This window comes from Corynebacterium hiratae, from assembly GCF_009708045.1.
Lineage (GTDB): Bacteria > Actinomycetota > Actinomycetes > Mycobacteriales > Mycobacteriaceae > Corynebacterium > Corynebacterium hiratae.
In genome coordinates this window covers 166,080-184,004 of the sequence record NZ_VIOG01000003.1, presented here as the reverse complement: position 1 = coordinate 184,004, position 17,925 = coordinate 166,080, and the positions used below count along the sequence as shown (strand labels likewise).

The following is a 17,925-nucleotide window of genomic DNA, read 5'->3' as shown; positions in this document are numbered from 1 at the left end:
TCCTAGTTGGCCGCGGGCAGCCTCCCCTCTCCGCGGCGCTGACAGGACGGGCAGTAGTGGGTCCCACGCCCACCAAGCACGGTTTTCACGATTTCCTCACCGCAGCGATCGCAGGGCTGGCCACCCCTGCCATAGGCATGTAAGGAACGGTCAAAATATCCGGATTCACCGTTGACGTTGACGTACAACGCGTCAAAGCTAGTTCCGCCAACGGCGAGCGCCGCGCGCATGACATCACCGGCCGCGGATATCACCGCGACGGCATCGCGCTGCCGCAGGGCGCTAGCCTTCTTGAGCGGAGAAATCTGGGCCGCCCACAACGCCTCATCGGCATAGATATTGCCCACCCCGCTGAGCACCGTTTGGTCGAGCAGAGCTACCTTGACCGCGGTGCGTTTCGCGCGCAGGCGCCGCCCTGCCGCTGTGAGATCGAAGTCTGTTTCGAGAGGATCGGGAGCGATATGCGCCATGGTCAGCCACGGCCCGAGACGCCAATAGCCGAAGGTGCGCTGGTCCACGAAGCTGAGGCGGGTGGCGTCGTCAAGCACGGCGGCGATACGCACATGCGGCGAATCTACCTCACCGATCCGCACCTGCCCCGACATACCGAGGTGGATGAAGAGCACATCGCGTGCCGGGTCAGTGTGGTCCTCGTCGGCGAACTCCAGCCACATGAACTTGCCGCGGCGCGCCACCGCGGCAATCTTCCTGCCCACCAGCAGCGCGGACAGCGGCACTTCCTGGCCCCGGTTAGCGCGCGGGTGGTGAACCTCTACTGCTGCGAAGGAGCGCCCCACAACATAGGGCTCGAGCCCGCGGCGGACGGACTCAACTTCGGGAAGTTCTGGCATCGAGTCCTCGTGTTTTAGCTTTCTTTGCCGGCGGTGCCCTGCACCAGCAACGGCGTCTCACGCAAGGTTTGGCACGCTTCCTCCGCCGCCTGCTGCTCAGCGAGCTTCTTGTTGTGGCCCGTCCCCCGGCCGACGGTCAAACCGGCCACGGTGGCCACGGCGTTGAAGGTTTGATCGTGCTCAGGACCCGTCGACGTGGCTGAATAGACCGGCATCGCGGCCTTCAACTCAGCGCACAGCTCCTGCAAGGTCGTCTTCCAGTCCATGTGCCGACCGGACACCACGGCGTTGTCGATCTTGGCGGCGAACAGCTTCAGCACCACCCCGCGGGCGACCTCGAAGCCATGTTGACGGTAAATAGCGCCCAGGATGGCCTCGGTGGTATCGGCCAAGATGGAATCCTTGTCGCGTCCTCCAGTGGCTTGCTCGCCTTTGCCTAACAAGACGTGGTCGCCCACGCCAATCTCACGGGCCACGTCAGACAACCCGTAGCGCGACACGATGGACGCGCGCATCTTGGAAATATCCGACTCGGGGCGCGAGGGGTACTTGTCGTAGAGCTTGGCCGCGACGGACAAGCCCAAGACCGCGTCCCCCAGGAACTCCAAGCGCTCATTGTTGGGAAGGTGCCCGTTCTCATTAGCAAAGGAGCGGTGTGTCAGCGCCAAACACAGCAGCTCATCGCTGAGCTCCACGCCGAGTGCTTTCAGCAACGGGGCGTGGTCTACCTCCGCGAATGCTGCGGCAAGGGCCTGCTCACCGGTCAGTTTCTTCTTCTTGCTCATAGGAATTTCTCCAGCCCGGACCACCGCGGATCAACGCGTTCTTCTTCCCCGGATACCCCCGTGGTCACACCTTCGGGCACGTCCACCTCGCAGCCGCCTTCGCACGTTGGGGCAAACGGAAAGGACAACCCTGCCTCATCGATCACGGTCTGCAGGAGGTCAAGAATCCCGTCCTGAATCTCGGGTACCTCATCGCCCGAACCGCGATCCTCTTCCTCGATCTCATCCCCGCCGACGAAGGATTCGTCTGCGGAAAACACCTGGGACACGTGGAGATCCATCTCTGGGTGTAGCTCAGCCAAGCAGCGTGCGCATTCGCCGCTGAGGGTGCCGGTGACATCAGCGTCCACCAACACGCCGGAGCCCAACGGGGTCAAGGTGGCTTCCACCGTGACTTCAGCGCCTTCCGGGACGCCGATCATTTCCACGCCGATGCGCTCTGGCGCGGGTCCGGTCTGCACGCGGTGCTCAGGCAGCGCCTCGGTTCCTTGGCTGCGGAGCAATTCCGTCACGTCGAACTTCAATGGTGATTTCATAGCGCCCACCAGCTTACCCTGTGCTGCCCCCTGCGCCCTAGACTGGCAAGGACCTGAACGCAGGGTCATAGCCACTTAAGCACTTGCACAAAAGCCTCGATTCTTCCGCTTCAGGCTTTTAGCCTAAAGGCCCATGAGCTACACCGCTACGGGCACGGCGCCTCTGGCCGCCACGGCACGCGACCTCGCACTCAGCTTTCCGCTGCAGTGCCTTGTCCCCGCCGTAGCACTGGCCGTTGCCGGGGTGGCATGCCGCCACGTCATCACTCGACACCGCCCCAGCATCTTTGGCGATGCCGGCCTTTCCTTGCACCGCGTGGCTCTCGCCAGTGCCCTCGCAGGTGTGATCGTCGGCGCCGTGTCTCTTCTCCCCCTGCACTTTGGGCCAATTGTCATTATTTCTTCAGCGCTGTTCTCGCTTTTTGCTGCGCTCATCGCCTGGGGCGCGCGGGAGTCCTTTTCGGCCGCCAGCATGGGGATTGGATTGATGATGCTCACCGTCGGGGCGGTGGATGTGTTGCTGATGCTTGCCGACGCCGCCTGGGGCCCTCTCTCAGAACCCCACGCCGTAGACACGAATTTCGGCATCATGTGGCTGCTCTATGCACTCCCAGGCCTCATCTCCGCCGGACTTGCCGCAGCACTGAGCACCATGTCAGCTAAGGAAGCCGCCCGTATCCGCCGCGCGGAGGAGGCACGCGCGTTAGTTCACGTTAGTAGTCGCGCGGCGCGCGGGGTGCACGGCGCCCCGGCTCGCGGTGTTCGCGCGCACTAGTGCGCCCCTCGCCGCGGGACTCCCCGCGGGAGCGCACACCGGCGCCTCGCCGCAGGGCAGAGCGATCGTTGTTGACGGTGCGCAGGAGATCCGACAAGGTGGTTTCGAATTCCGCCAGCTTGGCGTCGACGAATTCATCGCACTCGGTGCGCAGTCGGTTGGATTCGGAGTGGGCGGATTCCACGATGCGGTGCGCTTCGTCGTCGGCGCGGCGCACAACTTCGGATTCAGAGACCAAACGGTCCTGCTCAGCTTGGCCCGCAGCAACGGTGCGCTGGTACTCCTCATCTGCCTGGGCGCGGGTGCGCTCGGCATCAGAGCGCGCGTTTTCTACGAGGTTGGTGGCCTCATCTTCTGCCTGGGCCACCATGGTGGTGGCGCGGTGCTGGGCGTCGGCCAGCATGGCGTCGGAGTCCTCGCGCGCACGGGTAACGGTGTCATCGGCTTCTGCGTTGGCATCGGAAATGATTTGGTTCGCGCGTTCCTCGGCACCCTGCAGGATCTCATCCTGCTTATCCAGGACGTCCTGGGCATCATCCATTTCAACGGGGAGGGCGTTGCGGAGATCGTCGAGAAGCGCCAGCATCTCGTGGCGCGGAACCATGCAATTGGAGGTCATGGGAACGGCATAGGCCTGTTCCAGGTTGCGAACAAGTTCATCGAGGGACTCAAATACGCGGTACATGGCACCAGACTATCCAAGCAAGAGCGCACCACCACGTATCCCACGCGGGCAAAACGGCGAAAACCTCCCCGCTAGGCGGGGAGGCTCAACCTGGCAATAGAGGACAGGAGCGGGCTAGATAACGCCCTGTGCCAGCATGGCGTCGGCCACCTTCTTGAAGCCTGCGATGTTGGCGCCGGCAACGTAGTCACCCTCCAAGCCATATTCCTTGGAGGTCTTGTCAATGTTGCGGAAGATGTTGGACATGATCTCGTGCAGGCGTTGGTCGGTGTATTCGAAGGACCAGGAGTCACGGGACGCATTCTGCTGCATCTCTAGCGCGGAGGTCGCCACGCCGCCCGCATTCGCGGCCTTACCCGGCGCGAAGGCGATGCCACTTTCCACAAAGTAGTGCGCTGCCTCCGGGGTACACGGCATGTTCGCGCCTTCGGCAACATAGCGGACCTGATTCTTCACCAGCAGCTTGGCATCGTCGCCGTCAAGTTCGTTTTGGGTAGCACACGGCAGGGCAACGTCGGCGCTCACCTCCCATACATTGCCGCCTTCGTGGTACTCCACGCCCGCACCCGCTTCGCCGGCGTAGGTGGAAATGCGCTCGCGGCGTACTTCCTTAATCTCCTTGAGCAGCTCCAGATCCACACCGTTCGGGGTGGTGATGTAGCCAGAGGAGTCAGACATCGCGACGACGGTACCGCCGAGCTGCTGCACCTTTTCAGCGGCGTAGATGGCGACGTTGCCGGAGCCGGAGACAATAACCTTGGCGCCGTCGAAGGACTCACCATGGGTCTTCATCATCTCCGAGGTCAGATACACCAGGCCGTAGCCGGTAGCCTCGGTGCGCACGAGGGAGCCACCCCAGGACAGACCCTTGCCGGTAAGAACGCCAGACTCATGCTTGCCTTCCAGCCGGCGGTACTGCCCGAACAGGAAACCGATTTCGCGGCCGCCCACGCCGATATCGCCGGCCGGGACATCGCGGTATTCGCCGATGTGGTTGTGCAGCTCCGTCATGAAGGACTGGCAGAAGCGCATGACCTCAGCATCGGACTTACCCTTCGGGTCGAAGTCGGAACCGCCCTTGCCACCACCGATAGGCAGGCCGGTCAGGGAGTTCTTAAAAATCTGCTCGAAGCCGAGGAACTTGATGATGCCCAAGTTCACGCTCGGGTGGAAGCGCAAGCCACCCTTGTAGGGGCCGAGGGCGGAGTTAAACTGCACGCGGAAGCCACGGTTGACCTGAATCTGGCCGCTGTCATCTACCCATGGAACGCGGAAGATGAGCTGGCGCTCGGGTTCGCATAGGCGCTCGACCAGGCCGTAATCAGCGTAGTGCGGGTCCTTGTTGAGGACGATCTTCAGGGAGTCAAGAACCTCAGCGAGCGCCTGGTGGAATTCCGGTTCGCCCGCATTACGCTTGAGGAGCTTGCTGTAATAGTCGGAGATTTGCTGGTCGATGGACATGGCTATCCTTTCATTCGACACCGTGCCTCACGGTCGGTGCGTCATCCATTGAACAAACGATAGTTTTCTATCAATCGACCTAAATTGCAAGACGTCCGTACTGTGGCGCGCCTTAAAGGCTGGTCAGAGCGCGAAAATTTTTTCTCACATCTCTGCCATATACTCGTGAACATGCGCATTCTTGTTGCCCCCGATTCCTTTAAAGGCACCGCCACCGCCGCCGAAGCCGCTGCTGCCATTGCACTCGGCGCGCGCCGCGCGCTGAGCTCCTCCCCGTATGCCGACACGGCGAAGGTACATGCCCTTCCCACGGCCGATGGTGGCGAGGGAACCGCGGAGGTTCTCGCTAGTGCCGCCGTGGCTCGCCACGGCACTGCGGGCCAGACCATTACGCTGCCAACTACCGATGCTGTTGGACGCCTCACCGAGGCCAGCTATCAGCTCGTCGGCGATACAGCCTTCATCGACGTCGCCGCCGCCACTGGGCTGCCTGCTGTCTCCGATGCCCTCGACCCGCTGCATGCGGACTCCTATGGCACGGGCGTGCTGGTGGCCGATGCCGAATCGCGCGGCGCCAAGCACATCGTTCTCGGCCTCGGCGGTAGCGCCAGCATCGACGGCGGGCTCGGCATCCTCGCCGCACTCGGCGCCGCCGCACACGATGCCCGCGGCTATGCCCTCCCCAAAGGGGGTGCTCCGCTGGTCAACCTCGACCACATCGACACGGCGCAACTAAACATGAAGGCGGCCATGTTGGACTACACTTTGGTCACCGATACCCGCGCCGTGCCCATCCAGGCCGCAACAATGTATGGGCCGCAGAAGGGGGCCAAGGGCGACCAGGTCGCGCTCCTGGCCGGCGCGATGCTGCGGCTGTGTGAGGTCACGGACACCGATCCGGAGGCCGAGTTCTTTGGTGCCGCCGGCGGTATCCCCATCGCCCTGAGCTGGCTTTCGCGCACACTCTGGGGCACCTCGGAGCACTGCCGCATCGTGCCGGGCGGCCGCTATGTAGCTGAGGCCCTCGATCTTCCCGCCCGCATCGCCGAGGCGGACCTCGTCCTGACCGGCGAAGGCCGCTTCGACGAACAATCACTCACCGGAAAGGTGGTAGGCACGCTGGCCGAGCTCACTGAACCTCCCACTCTCGGCATCATCGCCGGCTCCGCTACCGCCCCGGCACCGCAGGGCGCGCTACTCGAAGAGCTCGACGGCGACGCGCACGCTAGCGTGGCCGAGCAACTTAGCGCCGCGGCCGAGCGTCTTGTGCTGAACTTCCTGCAGAATTAGAGCTTTCTTGGGACTAAGGGGCTACCTGCACCGCCCACGGGAAGATAGCCGGGCGCTCGTGGGCGAGCTCATCTTCCAGCAACACATGATCTTTCGGTAGCACCGCATGCGGGGTCAGCAGGCGCGCGAGGACCATCGTCAGCTGGTTAACGGACCCCGTCACGCCATCGACGGCGATGGCGTAGCGATACACGTTTGCCCCCTCCAGGTCCCGCTCTTCGTGTTCCTCACGGTAAGTCTGGCGCAGCTGTTCTTCCAACCCCTCTGGGAATACAGGTTCAGGCACACGAGTAACCTCTGCAGAGGCCAGCGAGTTGTTTTCCACCAACTTACGGGTGGCAGTGCTAAAGATTTCGGCCACACGCTCCGCTTGGGCATCCGGCACCAGAACATCAAAGTGAATCATTGGCATGTAGGTAACCCTACCCAAACTTCAAGGACGGTAACTATGGCAGATCCCACACTTTCCACGCTGACCGCACTCCTTTCGGAGGACGCCGTTGATCTCAGCTGGCAACGCGCCTTCTACGAAGATCTGCATGCCCACCCGGAGCTGTCCCACGAAGAGGAACGCACCGCCGGGCGCATCCTCGAACAACTAGAGAACTACGACTGCGAGCTCGTCACCGGCATCGGCGGCCACGGCATCGTCGCGATTTTCCGCAATGGCGACGGCCCTACCGCCCTGATGCGCGCAGACTTTGATGCCCTCCCCGTGGCCGAGGAAACCGGCGTGCCCTTCGCCGCCACCAACGGGGCAATGCACGCGTGCGGGCACGACGTACACGCCACCGCACTGCTCGGTGCGTGCGCGATTCTCGACGCCCACCGTGCGGCCTGGCGCGGCACCTTCCTAGCACTATTCCAGCCGGCGGAGGAATCATCCATGGGCGCCAAGTACATGATTGCTGACGGACTCACCGACCGAGTCCCCACCCCGGATGTCTGCCTAGGACAACACGTCATGCCCGGCCCCGCCGGCCAAGTGCAGTCCACCGCCGGCCCCATCCTGGCCGGTTGCGACTCCCTCCGCATCCGCATCACGGGGCGCTCCGCGCACGCCTCCATGCCGCATGAGGCCATCGATCCGTCCTACGTGGCCGCCATGGTGGTGACCCGCCTGCAAGCCATCGTCGGCCGCGAAGTACCTCCCCATGACTTCTTCGTCATCTCGGTAGGCGAGCTGCACTCGGGCGATAAGAACAACATCATTCCGGGCAGCGCCGAGCTGGTGCTCAACACCCGTTACTACAAGCCGGAGTTGGCCAAGCGAGTCTACGCCTCCCTCGAGCGCATGGTGCGCGCTGAATGTGAAGCGTCGGGATGCCCAGCAGAGCCCACCTTCGAGTATTTCGCCCACGGCGAAGTCACCGACAACGACGCCACCGCACATGAAACCGTTCGCTCGGCCTTCGACGCGGTCTTCGGTGATCTCTCCGTCACTGCCACGCCCTCCACCGTGTCAGAGGATTTCTGCTACCTCCCGCAGGCCTGGGGCGTGCCGTACTACTTCTGGTTCATCGGCTCCACACCGGAGGACCTCCTAGACAACCCGCCGGTCAACCATCAGTCCACGTTCCTCCCGGACTATGAGCCCACCATGAGCTCGGCCACCCGCGCTGGGACTGCCGCCGTGCTGTCTTTCCTTGGGAACTAGTTTTCCGTACTCAGCGCGGTCTGCGAGTGAGTACGGAACTGGTTAAGCTTGGGAGTTGGTATTTTTCCGCATTTTTTATGCCTAAGGTGAAGGATTCTCATGAGTCAACCCCAGCACTCCGATTTTCAGACCGCAGTTCCCGGACACGTCCGCGCCGCCGCCGGCGTCTCCCCCACCGCTGCCACCAACCGCAAGTTCTGGTCCGGCCTGTCCTCCTCGGTAATGGAGCAGATTGCGGACAACTGGGAAGCCACCCGCAGCGCCTACGCCGCCACCCGCCAGCAGCACTACTTCTCGGCTGAATTCCTGCAGGGTCGAGCCCTGCTCAACAACCTCACCAACATCGGCCTCGTCGACGAGGCCCGCGCCGCCACCCAGGCCACCGGGCACGAGTTGGTCGATGTCCTCGAGGCCGAGCACGATGCCGCGCTAGGAAACGGCGGTTTGGGCCGCCTGGCTGCCTGCTTCCTCGACTCCGCTGTCACCCAAGACTTCCCCGTCACCGGCTACGGTCTGCTCTACCGCTACGGCCTGTTCCGTCAGTCCTTTGACAACGGCTTCCAGCGCGAAGAGCCGGATGCGTGGATGGAGAATGGCTATGACTTCATCATTCGCCGCGCCTCCGAGCAGCGCTTGGTCCATTTCGATGACATGGATGTCCGCGCTATCCCCTATGACATGCCGATTACCGGCTATGGAACCGACAACGTGGGCACGCTGCGCTTGTGGAAGTCCGAACCCATCGATGAATTCGATTACGATGCCTTCAACTCGCAGCGCTTCACCGAGGCCATCGTGGAACGCGAGCGCGTCATGGACATCTGCCGCGTGCTCTACCCCAACGACACCACCTACGAGGGCAAGGTTCTGCGCGTTCGCCAGCAGTACTTCTTCGTGTCCGCCTCGCTGCAGCAGATGATCGATAACTACATCGAGCACCACGGCGAGGACCTCACCGGCTTCGCCGAGTACAACTGCATCCAGCTCAATGACACCCACCCCGTACTGGCCATCCCAGAGTTGCTCCGCCTGCTTCTCGACGAACACGGAATGGGCTGGGACGAGGCATGGAAGGTCGTCACCGAGACCTTTGCCTACACCAACCACACGGTGCTGGCAGAGGCCCTGGAAAGCTGGGAGATCTCCATCTTCCAGAAGCTCTTCTGGCGCATCTGGGAGCTCGTGGAAGAGATTGACCGCCGTTTCCGCGAGGACATGGCCCAGCGCGGCCTCGACCAGGGTCGCATCGATTACATGGCCCCGGTGTCCGACGGTCACGTCCACATGGCGTGGATTGCTTGCTACGCCGCTTATTCCATCAACGGCGTGGCGGCGCTGCACACCGAGATCATCAAGGCAGACACGCTGTCTGAGTGGTACGAACTGTGGCCGGAGAAGTTCAACAACAAGACCAACGGCGTCACCCCGCGCCGCTGGCTGCGCATGTGCAACCCGCGCCTGTCCGACCTGCTCACTGAGCAGGCTGGTTCCGATGCCTGGGTCACCGATCTGACTGAGCTGGCCAAACTGGATTCCTTGGCCGAGGACGAGAAGGTGCTGCGCCAGCTCATCAACATCAAGCGCGCCAACAAGCAGGACTTTGCCGCATGGATTGAGGCACACCAAGGCGCCACGGTGGATCCGGATTCGATCTTCGACGTCCAGATCAAGCGCCTGCACGAGTACAAGCGCCAGCTGATGAACGCTCTGTACATTCTGGACCTGTACTTCCGTATCAAGGTCGACGGCGAAACCGTTCCGAAGCGCACCTTCATTTTCGGCGCGAAGGCCGCCCCGGGCTACGTTCGCGCAAAGGCCATCATCAAGCTCATCAACACCATCGGTGACTTGGTCAACAACGACCCGGCCACCAAGGACGTGCTCAACGTGGTCTTTGTGGAGAACTACAACGTCTCCCCTGCCGAGCACATCATCCCTGCCGCCGATGTCTCCGAGCAGATCTCCGTGGCCGGCAAGGAGGCCTCCGGCACCTCCAACATGAAGTTCATGATGAACGGTGCACTGACCCTGGGCACGATGGATGGCGCCAACGTCGAGATCGTCGAGGCAGTGGGCGAAGAGAATGCTTACATCTTCGGCGCCCGCAACGAGGAGATCCCGCAGCTTCGCGCCGAGTACAACCCGGGCGAGCTCTACAACACGGTTCCGGGCCTGTCCCGCGTCCTCGATGCCTTTACCGATGGCACGTTGGGCTCTGAGAACGCCGGGATGTTTGGGGATCTGCGCTCCTCGCTGCTCGACGGCTTTGGTGAGCACGCTCAGGACACTTACTACGTCCTCGGAGATTTCGCAGACTACCGCGAGACCCGTGACCGCATGGCTGCCGACTATGACGCCGACGAGATGGCATGGGCCAAGAAGGCTTGGCTCAACATCTGCTACTCCGGGCGCTTCTCTTCCGACCGCACCATCGCTGACTATGCCAACGAGGTGTGGAAGCTGGCCCCGACCCCCATTTCCAACGTCTAGATAGACAGGGGTTAATAGACGCACTGTTGCCTATTAACCCCCGACGGGTTTTCCTCACAGACAAAGCGCCGCCTCACCACCGTTCCTCCTCCCACTTAGTGGGTAAGGAGGCAACCGGGGTGAGGCGGCGCTGTCTGCTTATCTGCGACAGTATTACTTATCGCGCAGGGTCTGGCCCAGTTCGTGGACCTGAATCATATTCGTGTTACCGGAGATTCCAGGAGGGGTACCGGCGATGACGATGATCATATCGCCCTCCTTGTACTTATCCATCCCCAGCAGCGCCCCATCGATGGCGGCCATCATGTCATCGGTGGACTCAACTGCGTCACTCAAGAAGGTCTCCGCGCCCCACGTCAAGGCCAGCTGCGAGCGCACCGCCGGGTGCGGGGTAAAGGCCAAGAGCGGCAACGGGGAGTGCAGACGAGCCACGCGCTTAGCGGTATCACCGGACGTCGTAAAGGCCACGATAGCCTTCGCGTTAAGGCGCTCAGCAATATCACGTGCGGAGTAAGACACAACACCGCGCTTGGTGCGCGGGACGTGCGTCAGCGGAGGAACCTGGCCGCCCTGCTCAGCATTCATCACGATCCGGGACATCGTGCGCACAACATTGTGAGGGTCGATGCCGACGGAGGTCTCGCCGGAGAGCATGACCGCATCGGCGCCATCGAGCACTGCGTTGGCAACGTCAGAGGCCTCCGCACGAGTCGGGCGCAGGTTGGAGATCATAGAATCGAGCATCTGCGTTGCCACGATCACCGGCTTGGCATTCTCACGAGCGATCTGGATAGCGCGCTTCTGGAACAGCGGAACCTGTTCCAGCGGAACCTCGACGCCGAGGTCACCGCGGGCGATCATGATCGCATCGAAGGCTAGGACGATGGACTCGAGGGCGTCGACTGCCTCCGGCTTCTCGAGCTTGGCGATGACCGGAACGCGGCGGCCTTCCTCATCCATGATCTCGTGGACCTTGTCCACGTCAGCCGGGGAGCGCACAAAGGACAAGGCAACCATGTCTACGCCGAGTTTCAACGCAAAGCGAAGATCTGCGATGTCCTTTTCCGACAGCGCCGGAACAGAAATGTCCATTCCCGGCAGGGACACGCCCTTGTTATTCGAGACCGGTCCGCCCTCGGTAACCTCGCAGACAACGTCGTTGCCGTCGACTTCCTTGCACACGACGGCGACCTTGCCGTCGTCGATCAGCAGGCGGTCACCGGGCTTTGCGTCCTGTGCCAGGTTCTTGTAGGTGGTGGACACGCGGTCGTGTGTGCCTTCGACGTCATCAACGGTGATGCGGACGATTTCGCCGTCCTTCCACATCTCTTCACCGTTGACGAAACGGCCTAGGCGAATCTTCGGGCCTTGCAGGTCCGCCAAGACGCCGACTGCGTGGCCGGTCTCATCGGTGGCCTCGCGGACCCAGCGGTAGTTCGCCTCGTGGTCCGCATGCTCGCCGTGGGACATGTTCAGACGCGCCACGTTCATGCCTGCTTCAACAAGCCCAAGGATTCCTTCCTTGCTTGCGACTGCAGGACCCAACGTACAAACGATTTTGGTTCTTCTATCCAACATGGAGTGCCTTATTCACATCGGGAGTTTCTAACGGTTCCTAAACTACCCCCGTTTACTGGTCTCGGCCACCACGAACGAAGCTCATGCCGGGTTTTCGACCCGTAACGCCGGTATTCCAAGCGGAAAACGCGACGCCCGCATTGCAGCTACAAACGGTAATAACCGGGCACATCCGGGCATTTCGGCCCCGCTTCACCGGTCTCTAGATTGCTATGTAAGGAGCCGCAAACCCCACGTGTGATCCCGGCTACTCCACAGAATCTCAGGGCCTATATCCGGTGGGCACTACGCACACCGTCACCATTTAGACTCACCGGCGCTACCCTCGGCAGCAGTGCCCACCGCAGTCTCGGTGGTGCGGGTGGGATCGACTTCCTCCGGCGATTCCTGCCCGCGCGGCAACCGGAAATACACGATAAACGCCACGACAAAGCAGACCACGGAAACGATGACGTTGACCCGGAGGCCGAAGATGTGCGTGGCATCGTCCGCACGCATGTTTTCCACGACGAAGCGGCCCGCGGTGTACCCGGCAACATACAGCGCGAAGACACGACCATGGCCAAGCTTGAACGCCTTGTGCGCCCAAAGCAGGAACACGCATACCGCCACGTTCCACACAAGCTCATAGAGAAAGGTCGGATGCACAGAGGCCACTACTTCCCCAGTCGAGCGGCCGCTGATGGGCGCATACTCGCCGCTTTCATTAACTCGGTAGTAGATGTCGAGGGCCCACGGGACAGTGGTCTCACGGCCATACAGTTCCTGGTTAAACCAATTGCCCAAGCGGCCGATGGCCTGGGCCAGGATAAGCCCTGGGGCGACGGCATCAGCAAAGGGCCCCAACGGAATACCCTTAATCTTGAACATGATCCACAGTGCCACCGCGCCCAGCGCGACTGCTCCCCAGATACCGAGCCCCCCGTTGGTGATTTTCACTGCATCGATGGGATCACACGTGGAGCAAAAGTACTTATCGTAATCCGTAATCACGTGATAGAGGCGCCCGCCAATGATGCCGGCCGGGATCACCACTAGGGCAGCATCCCACACCACGTCAGGGTTGCCTCCGCGAGCGGTATAACGGCGCAGCGTCATCCACATCGCGACGAGAATGCCGACGATGATGCACATGGCATAAGCACGAATCGGGACCGGGCCGAGATGCCACACGCCTTGTGGCGGGGAAGGAATATTGGCGAGGTTGTAAATCTGCACGGGAAACAGTGTGCCTGAAAATGACGGCCGCTACAACGCGCTTAGCTTCTACGCGAAGGGCACGCAGGATGTTGGCCTGCGGCCACCAAGGAACGGGCCAAGGTCATCGGGTCCTGGGCAGCCATGATGGACTCACCAACGAGGATGGCATCAGCACCTTGCGAGGCATAAGACAGCACGTTGCGCGGGCTATTAACACCGCCCACCGCGATACGAGTGATGCTCTCAGGAAGACCGGGCGAAATAGCAGAAAAGGCCTCCCGATTAATAGCATCGGAGGCCAATGACCACGCGTTGATCGCCACGACAGTTCCCCCTGCCTTGATAACGCGATCCACCTCGGCACAGGTGCGGACTTCCAGGATGGCGGTCATCCCGAGGGATTCCACGCGATCGAGAAGTGACTCGAGGCGAGCTTGGCTGAGCAGCTCCACCTGCAAGGGAATCGCGTCTGCCCCATAGCACCGCGCCTCATGAATCTGATAGGGATCAACGATGGTGTCGCGGCACAGCATCGGTATGTCGACGGCCGCACGGGCGACCCGCATGTCCTCGAGTGACCCGTGGAAGCGGCGACGATCTGTCTGGCAGGCCATCACATGAACCCCTGCTTCCTCCAGGCTATGTGCCAGTTCTGCCACCGACTTCGGGCTATCCAAGTGGGCAATTTCACCGCCATAGGGCACGGCGCGCTTGATTTCGGTGATGATAGAGCATCCCGGGCGCAGCAGAGCTTTCGCGGCATCGCGCGGAGCGTCCATGTCGCGGGACCTTGCTTTAATTTCCTTGAACGGGACACGGGCCTCCCGCGCGGCTACATCAGCCAGCACTCCGGCCACGAGGTGATCGACGGCGATCGGGGTAGGCATGATTCCACCTCCCTTCCCCGAAGGAGACTCAAAGAAAGAAACAGGGGCGTTCGAGATCACATTTAGGCTAGCGCGCCCCCACCTCTAACTAGAAATCCGGGGCACCCGTTCCCCGCAACAGGGCCTTTCTCACCAGGCTCTCCGTCACTATGCTCGCCGTCGCGGCGCGTGTGTTTAGACGGAACGGGGAGTTTAGGAGGAGCGGGGATCTGTGGGATCAATATCAGCATCCAGCGCGTCCCACATCACGCGGCCGGAATCTTGGGAGGTTTCGAGTTCTTCCTGCAGGCGCTCCTGCCGTACCGCCGGGGTTTCGTATTTGGCTGTGCGGGGTTTATCGGCACCCGGGTTGCTCGCCACCAGCACCGCCCCAAAGAGCGCCAGGGCGGCGCCGACGAGCGCGAGAACTGGGCCCGCGATCGACGCGTCCGCGGTGAGGACGACGGCCCAATCGGAAATAGTCGTCGTATCCACAGAGGTATCGTTGGTCCCGCCTTGCAGAAGCTCCTGGGCACGCTCCGCCTCGGGGCCGGCGGTCAACAGCGCCACCGGACGCCATCCCGCAGCCGCAGCAGCGAGGGCGGTGATGACGGAGACGATGCGCCGGCCAGTCCGCCGGAGAGCGAAGGCAGCCACGCCACCGGCCAAGACCACCACGCTCAGCGCAATGAGCTCAAGGGACCATAAGGAGCCGGATAGCTCCACCACGCTCGATCCGGCCTTATCGTCTTCGACCGCCGCCTTCACCCACGTCATGCGGGAGGATAGCCACAACAAGATGGCGCCGACCAACATCAGTATGGGTCCGCCGCGCTTAGCCATGATCTTCCTCCCCAAAGAGGTTTCGAGCGTCGAAACAGGTCCGGTCGCCGGTATGGCATGCCCCGCCGCGCTGACGGACGGTGAGCAAAATGGTGTCACCATCGCAATCTAGGCGCGCCCCCACTAACTCTTGGGTATTGCCGGACGTCAGCCCTTTAATCCAATACTCTTGACGCGAGCGTGAGTAGTAGGTCCCGCGACGCGTCGCCAGCGTGTAAGCCAGCGCGTGGTCATCCATCCACGCCAGCATGAGTACCTCACCGCGTTCCGACTGCACGATGGCCGGGACTAGGCCCGCCTCATTGCGCTTGAGCTGCAGGGCAATGTCGTCGCTCAGCTCATAGTCCGCGACGTTCGTGGTGCTGGCGGAGTTGGTGCTGTCCTCTGTCATTGACGGACCTCCTTTCCTGCAGCAGCTAATGCCTGCTTGACCTCGGAAATCTCCACCTCGCCGAAGTGGAAGATACTAGCCGCGAGCACGGCATCCGCTCCAGCGTCGATAGCCGGTGGAAAGTGCTCGGCCTTCCCGGCCCCACCCGAGGCGATGATCGGCACCGAAACCGCTGCACGCACGGCCTCAATCAATTCGAGGTCGAAGCCTGCCTTGGTTCCGTCACCATCCATGGAGTTCAGCAGAATCTCGCCGACCCCCAATTCCTCGCCGCGCTTGGCCCATTCCACAGCGTCGATCCCCGCGGAGCGTGTGCCGCCATGCGTGGTGACCTCAAATCCGCTGGGAAAGCCCGCCGCACGGCGAGCATCGACGGACAACACGATGCACTGAGAACCAAACACATCCGCGAGCTCTCGCAACAACTCGGGGCGCGCAATGGCGGAAGAATTAACGGACACCTTATCGGCACCAGCACGCAACAGCTCACGAACGTCCTCCACCGACCGCACGCCGCCGCCGACGGTTAGTGGGATGAACACCTGATCCGCCGTGCGGCGAACGACGTCGAGCATGGTGCCGCGGCCGTCCTTGGACGCGGAGACATCCAAGAATGTCAGCTCATCAGCGCCCAGCTGACCATAGCGAGCGGCCAGCTCCACTGGGTCGCCGGCATCACGCAGGTTTTCAAAGTTGACGCCTTTGACCACGCGGCCATTATCAACGTCCAGACACGGGATCACGCGCACGGCAAGCGCCATGGTGACAATCCTCCTCATAGCTAAAGGTGAGATGAACAGCAGTCCACTTGGGACCACCGAACGGTGATGAACATAGTAGGAAAACGGTAAAACGTTAAAGAATAAGTCCGGGATTCAGCGCCAGTGCTGAGCACCGGTTTCAGCCCCGGGACGGGGCCTATTTAGCGGTCCCCACGGGGATTTCGAGCAATGGCCTCCAAAATCGTGGCATGCACCTGCGGGGTCCCGCCCACGAAGCCCTTCGAGTGTGCAGTCCACTCATTGCCCTCGGGGTCGCTCACACGGCCACCGGCAGCCTTAATGATGAGCGCGCCCGCCGCGTTGTCCCATGGGTGCGGCGAGAAATTCACTGCACCGTCGAACACGCCCTGAGCGACAAAAGCGTTGTCCAGCCCCACCGACCCAGTCATGCGGGGCCGCAACCCGGTCTCGCGCAGGTCGTTAAATAGGCTCGTGGGCAGGTGCGAGGAGCAACCCACGTGTCCGCGCGCTTCGTCGAATCCTAGGGCCTCCTCGCCTCCTCCGAACCCGGTCGCCGGGCCGCCGGTCGTACGCAGCGGCATCCCTTGCGCCGCAACAACACGGCGGTTCAACAATGGAAAGTCGGCGACGGCAACGACCGGCTTTGCATCGTGCAGGAGCGAAACAAGGATGCCGCAGCACGGATTCCCAGCCGAGTAGTTCGCGGTTCCGTCTACCGGGTCCACAACCCACACCGTCTCCTCCAAGTTGCCACCGGATTCTTCGCCGAACACCGGAATGCCAGTGAGCTGGCCCAGTGTCTGGCGCAACTGCTGTTCGATGAGCAGATCCACCTCGGTAGCAAAGTCTCCTTCGCCTTTGAAACGCGCGGGTGCCGCGCCGAGGCCCCTGCGGAAGAGATCATCAACCTGGTCCACTGCGGCTTCCGCAAAGGCAACAAGTTCGCGCGGATCCGACGCTGAAGCTCCTGTCATCGGGGCCATAGGCCTACTTCTCCTCGATCGGGTCGATGTATTCCTCTCCCGGCAGCGGGGTAACCTCCGCAACGGCTGCAAGAGCCTCCTCCAAGGTAAAGCGCTCTTCGTAGAGTGCTTTACCGATGATGGCGGAATCGATCCCCTCGTTCTCGTAAAGAGCCAACTCGCGCAGATCGTCGAGAGTGGAAATGCCGCCGGAAGCAGTCACCTTGGCGTCCGTGGCGGCCGCCACCTCACGCAGGAGCTCGATGTTGGGGCCCTGGAGCGTGCCATCCTTCGACACATCCGTCACCACGAAACGGGTGCAGCCAGCTGCGTCAAGGCGCTCGAGCACCTCCCAGAGGTCTCCGCCATCGGATACCCAGCCGTGACCGAGTGTGCGCCACTCACCATCCACCATCCGGACGGCGAGGTCCACTGCGATGCGATCGCCATGCTCTGCGAGGACCTTGGCAATCCATTCTGGGTTTTCCAGCGCCGCGGTTCCAATATTGACGCGGCGGGCACCAGTGGCCAGTGCGCGCTCCAAGGAATCGTCGTCCCGGATGCCTCCGGTCAATTCCACGTCTAGGTCCACGCTCGTCGTAATTTCAGCGAGCAGCTCGTGATTGGAGCCACGACCGAAGGCGGCGTCCAAATCCACCGCGTGCAACCACTGCGCGCCTTGGGCCTGCCATTTGAGGGCGGCCTCCCGCGGCGATCCATAGGACTTTTCGGTTCCTGCTTCTCCTTGGTCGAGGCGTACTGCCTGACCATCAACGACGTCAACCGCGGGCAACAGTGTAAAGCTCATGGTG

At 62.0% G+C, this 17,925-nt stretch carries 18 protein-coding genes; 4 read left to right on the top strand and 14 right to left on the bottom strand.

The annotated features are described in order from the left end of the window. Positions 1 to 2: 2 nt before the first annotated feature. From mutM to FME68_RS03800, 3 genes are read right to left on the bottom strand one after another with little or no spacing between them, the layout of a single operon-like run. Entirely contained in the window at positions 3 to 851 is an 849-nt protein-coding gene (gene mutM, locus FME68_RS03810) for a bifunctional DNA-formamidopyrimidine glycosylase/DNA-(apurinic or apyrimidinic site) lyase (protein WP_070545725.1), read from the bottom strand. Between the two features lie 14 nt (positions 852 to 865). Further along, positions 866 to 1,636 (bottom strand): ribonuclease III, encoded by a 771-nt coding sequence (gene rnc / locus FME68_RS03805; RefSeq protein WP_046648016.1) that lies wholly within the window; start codon positions 1,634 to 1,636, stop codon positions 866 to 868. Further along, the gene (locus tag FME68_RS03800; RefSeq protein WP_158396119.1) at positions 1,633 to 2,172 is read right to left on the bottom strand and encodes a YceD family protein; all 540 of its coding nucleotides are present in this window, start codon (positions 2,170 to 2,172) and stop codon (positions 1,633 to 1,635) included. The genes rnc and FME68_RS03800 overlap by 4 nt, the downstream gene beginning before the upstream one ends. A 133-nt stretch (positions 2,173 to 2,305) precedes the next feature. On the opposite strand from FME68_RS03800, the gene FME68_RS03795 reads away from it, so the two are divergent. Continuing rightward, complete coding sequence (locus tag FME68_RS03795) at positions 2,306 to 2,947, top strand: hypothetical protein (protein ID WP_230308876.1); 642 nt, start codon at positions 2,306 to 2,308, stop codon at positions 2,945 to 2,947. Here the strand turns inward: FME68_RS03795 and FME68_RS03790 are convergent. Beyond that, positions 2,886 to 3,632, bottom strand: a complete 747-nt coding sequence (locus FME68_RS03790) for a DivIVA domain-containing protein (protein ID WP_046648014.1) — start codon at positions 3,630 to 3,632, stop codon at positions 2,886 to 2,888. The genes FME68_RS03795 and FME68_RS03790 overlap by 62 nt on opposite strands. A gap of 114 nt (positions 3,633 to 3,746) precedes the next feature. Continuing rightward, positions 3,747 to 5,093 carry an NADP-specific glutamate dehydrogenase gene (gene gdhA, locus FME68_RS03785; RefSeq protein WP_070512568.1) on the bottom strand — a complete coding sequence of 449 codons (1,347 nt, stop codon included), beginning with the start codon at positions 5,091 to 5,093 and terminating at the stop codon, positions 3,747 to 3,749. A gap of 171 nt (positions 5,094 to 5,264) precedes the next feature. Between gdhA and FME68_RS03780 the strand changes: the two genes are divergently transcribed. Further along, positions 5,265 to 6,383, top strand: coding sequence for a glycerate kinase (locus FME68_RS03780; RefSeq protein ID WP_158396117.1), 1,119 nt, complete (start codon positions 5,265 to 5,267; stop codon positions 6,381 to 6,383). A 13-nt stretch (positions 6,384 to 6,396) separates the two neighbouring features. Here the strand turns inward: FME68_RS03780 and FME68_RS03775 are convergent, their stop codons facing one another. Continuing rightward, entirely contained in the window at positions 6,397 to 6,795 is a 399-nt protein-coding gene (locus FME68_RS03775; protein ID WP_046648013.1) for a hypothetical protein, read from the bottom strand. A gap of 36 nt (positions 6,796 to 6,831) precedes the next feature. On the opposite strand from FME68_RS03775, the gene FME68_RS03770 reads away from it, so the two are divergent. Then, entirely contained in the window at positions 6,832 to 8,040 is a 1,209-nt protein-coding gene (locus FME68_RS03770; RefSeq protein WP_158396114.1) for an amidohydrolase, read from the top strand. A 99-nt stretch (positions 8,041 to 8,139) separates the two neighbouring features. Further along, positions 8,140 to 10,530 carry a glycogen/starch/alpha-glucan phosphorylase gene (locus FME68_RS03765; protein WP_070512562.1) on the top strand — a complete coding sequence of 797 codons (2,391 nt, stop codon included), beginning with the start codon at positions 8,140 to 8,142 and terminating at the stop codon, positions 10,528 to 10,530. A gap of 153 nt (positions 10,531 to 10,683) precedes the next feature. Here the strand turns inward: FME68_RS03765 and pyk are convergent, their stop codons facing one another. The 8 genes from pyk to priA form a co-directional block, all read right to left on the bottom strand. After that, complete coding sequence (gene pyk / locus FME68_RS03760) at positions 10,684 to 12,105, bottom strand: pyruvate kinase (protein ID WP_070512713.1); 1,422 nt, start codon at positions 12,103 to 12,105, stop codon at positions 10,684 to 10,686. A gap of 300 nt (positions 12,106 to 12,405) precedes the next feature. Next, a complete protein-coding gene (gene lgt / locus FME68_RS03755) occupies positions 12,406 to 13,326 on the bottom strand; it encodes a prolipoprotein diacylglyceryl transferase (protein ID WP_328287704.1) in 921 nt (306 codons plus the stop codon). A 41-nt stretch (positions 13,327 to 13,367) separates the two neighbouring features. Next, the gene (locus FME68_RS03750; RefSeq protein WP_046648008.1) at positions 13,368 to 14,195 is read right to left on the bottom strand and encodes an indole-3-glycerol phosphate synthase TrpC; all 828 of its coding nucleotides are present in this window, start codon (positions 14,193 to 14,195) and stop codon (positions 13,368 to 13,370) included. 192 nt (positions 14,196 to 14,387) lie between these two features. Then, complete coding sequence (locus FME68_RS03745) at positions 14,388 to 15,017, bottom strand: TIGR02234 family membrane protein (protein WP_158396110.1); 630 nt, start codon at positions 15,015 to 15,017, stop codon at positions 14,388 to 14,390. Further along, complete coding sequence (hisI, locus tag FME68_RS03740; protein WP_158396108.1) at positions 15,010 to 15,408, bottom strand: phosphoribosyl-AMP cyclohydrolase; 399 nt, start codon at positions 15,406 to 15,408, stop codon at positions 15,010 to 15,012. The genes FME68_RS03745 and hisI overlap by 8 nt, the downstream gene beginning before the upstream one ends. Further along, positions 15,405 to 16,169, bottom strand: a complete 765-nt coding sequence (hisF, locus tag FME68_RS03735; RefSeq protein ID WP_046648005.1) for an imidazole glycerol phosphate synthase subunit HisF — start codon at positions 16,167 to 16,169, stop codon at positions 15,405 to 15,407. The genes hisI and hisF overlap by 4 nt, the downstream gene beginning before the upstream one ends. Positions 16,170 to 16,330: 161 nt before the next feature. Next, positions 16,331 to 17,134, bottom strand: a complete 804-nt coding sequence (locus FME68_RS03730) for an inositol monophosphatase family protein (RefSeq protein ID WP_158396106.1) — start codon at positions 17,132 to 17,134, stop codon at positions 16,331 to 16,333. A gap of 4 nt (positions 17,135 to 17,138) precedes the next feature. Then, positions 17,139 to 17,921, bottom strand: a complete 783-nt coding sequence (priA, locus tag FME68_RS03725; RefSeq protein ID WP_158396104.1) for a bifunctional 1-(5-phosphoribosyl)-5-((5-phosphoribosylamino)methylideneamino)imidazole-4-carboxamide isomerase/phosphoribosylanthranilate isomerase PriA — start codon at positions 17,919 to 17,921, stop codon at positions 17,139 to 17,141. Positions 17,922 to 17,925: the final 4 nt, after the last annotated feature.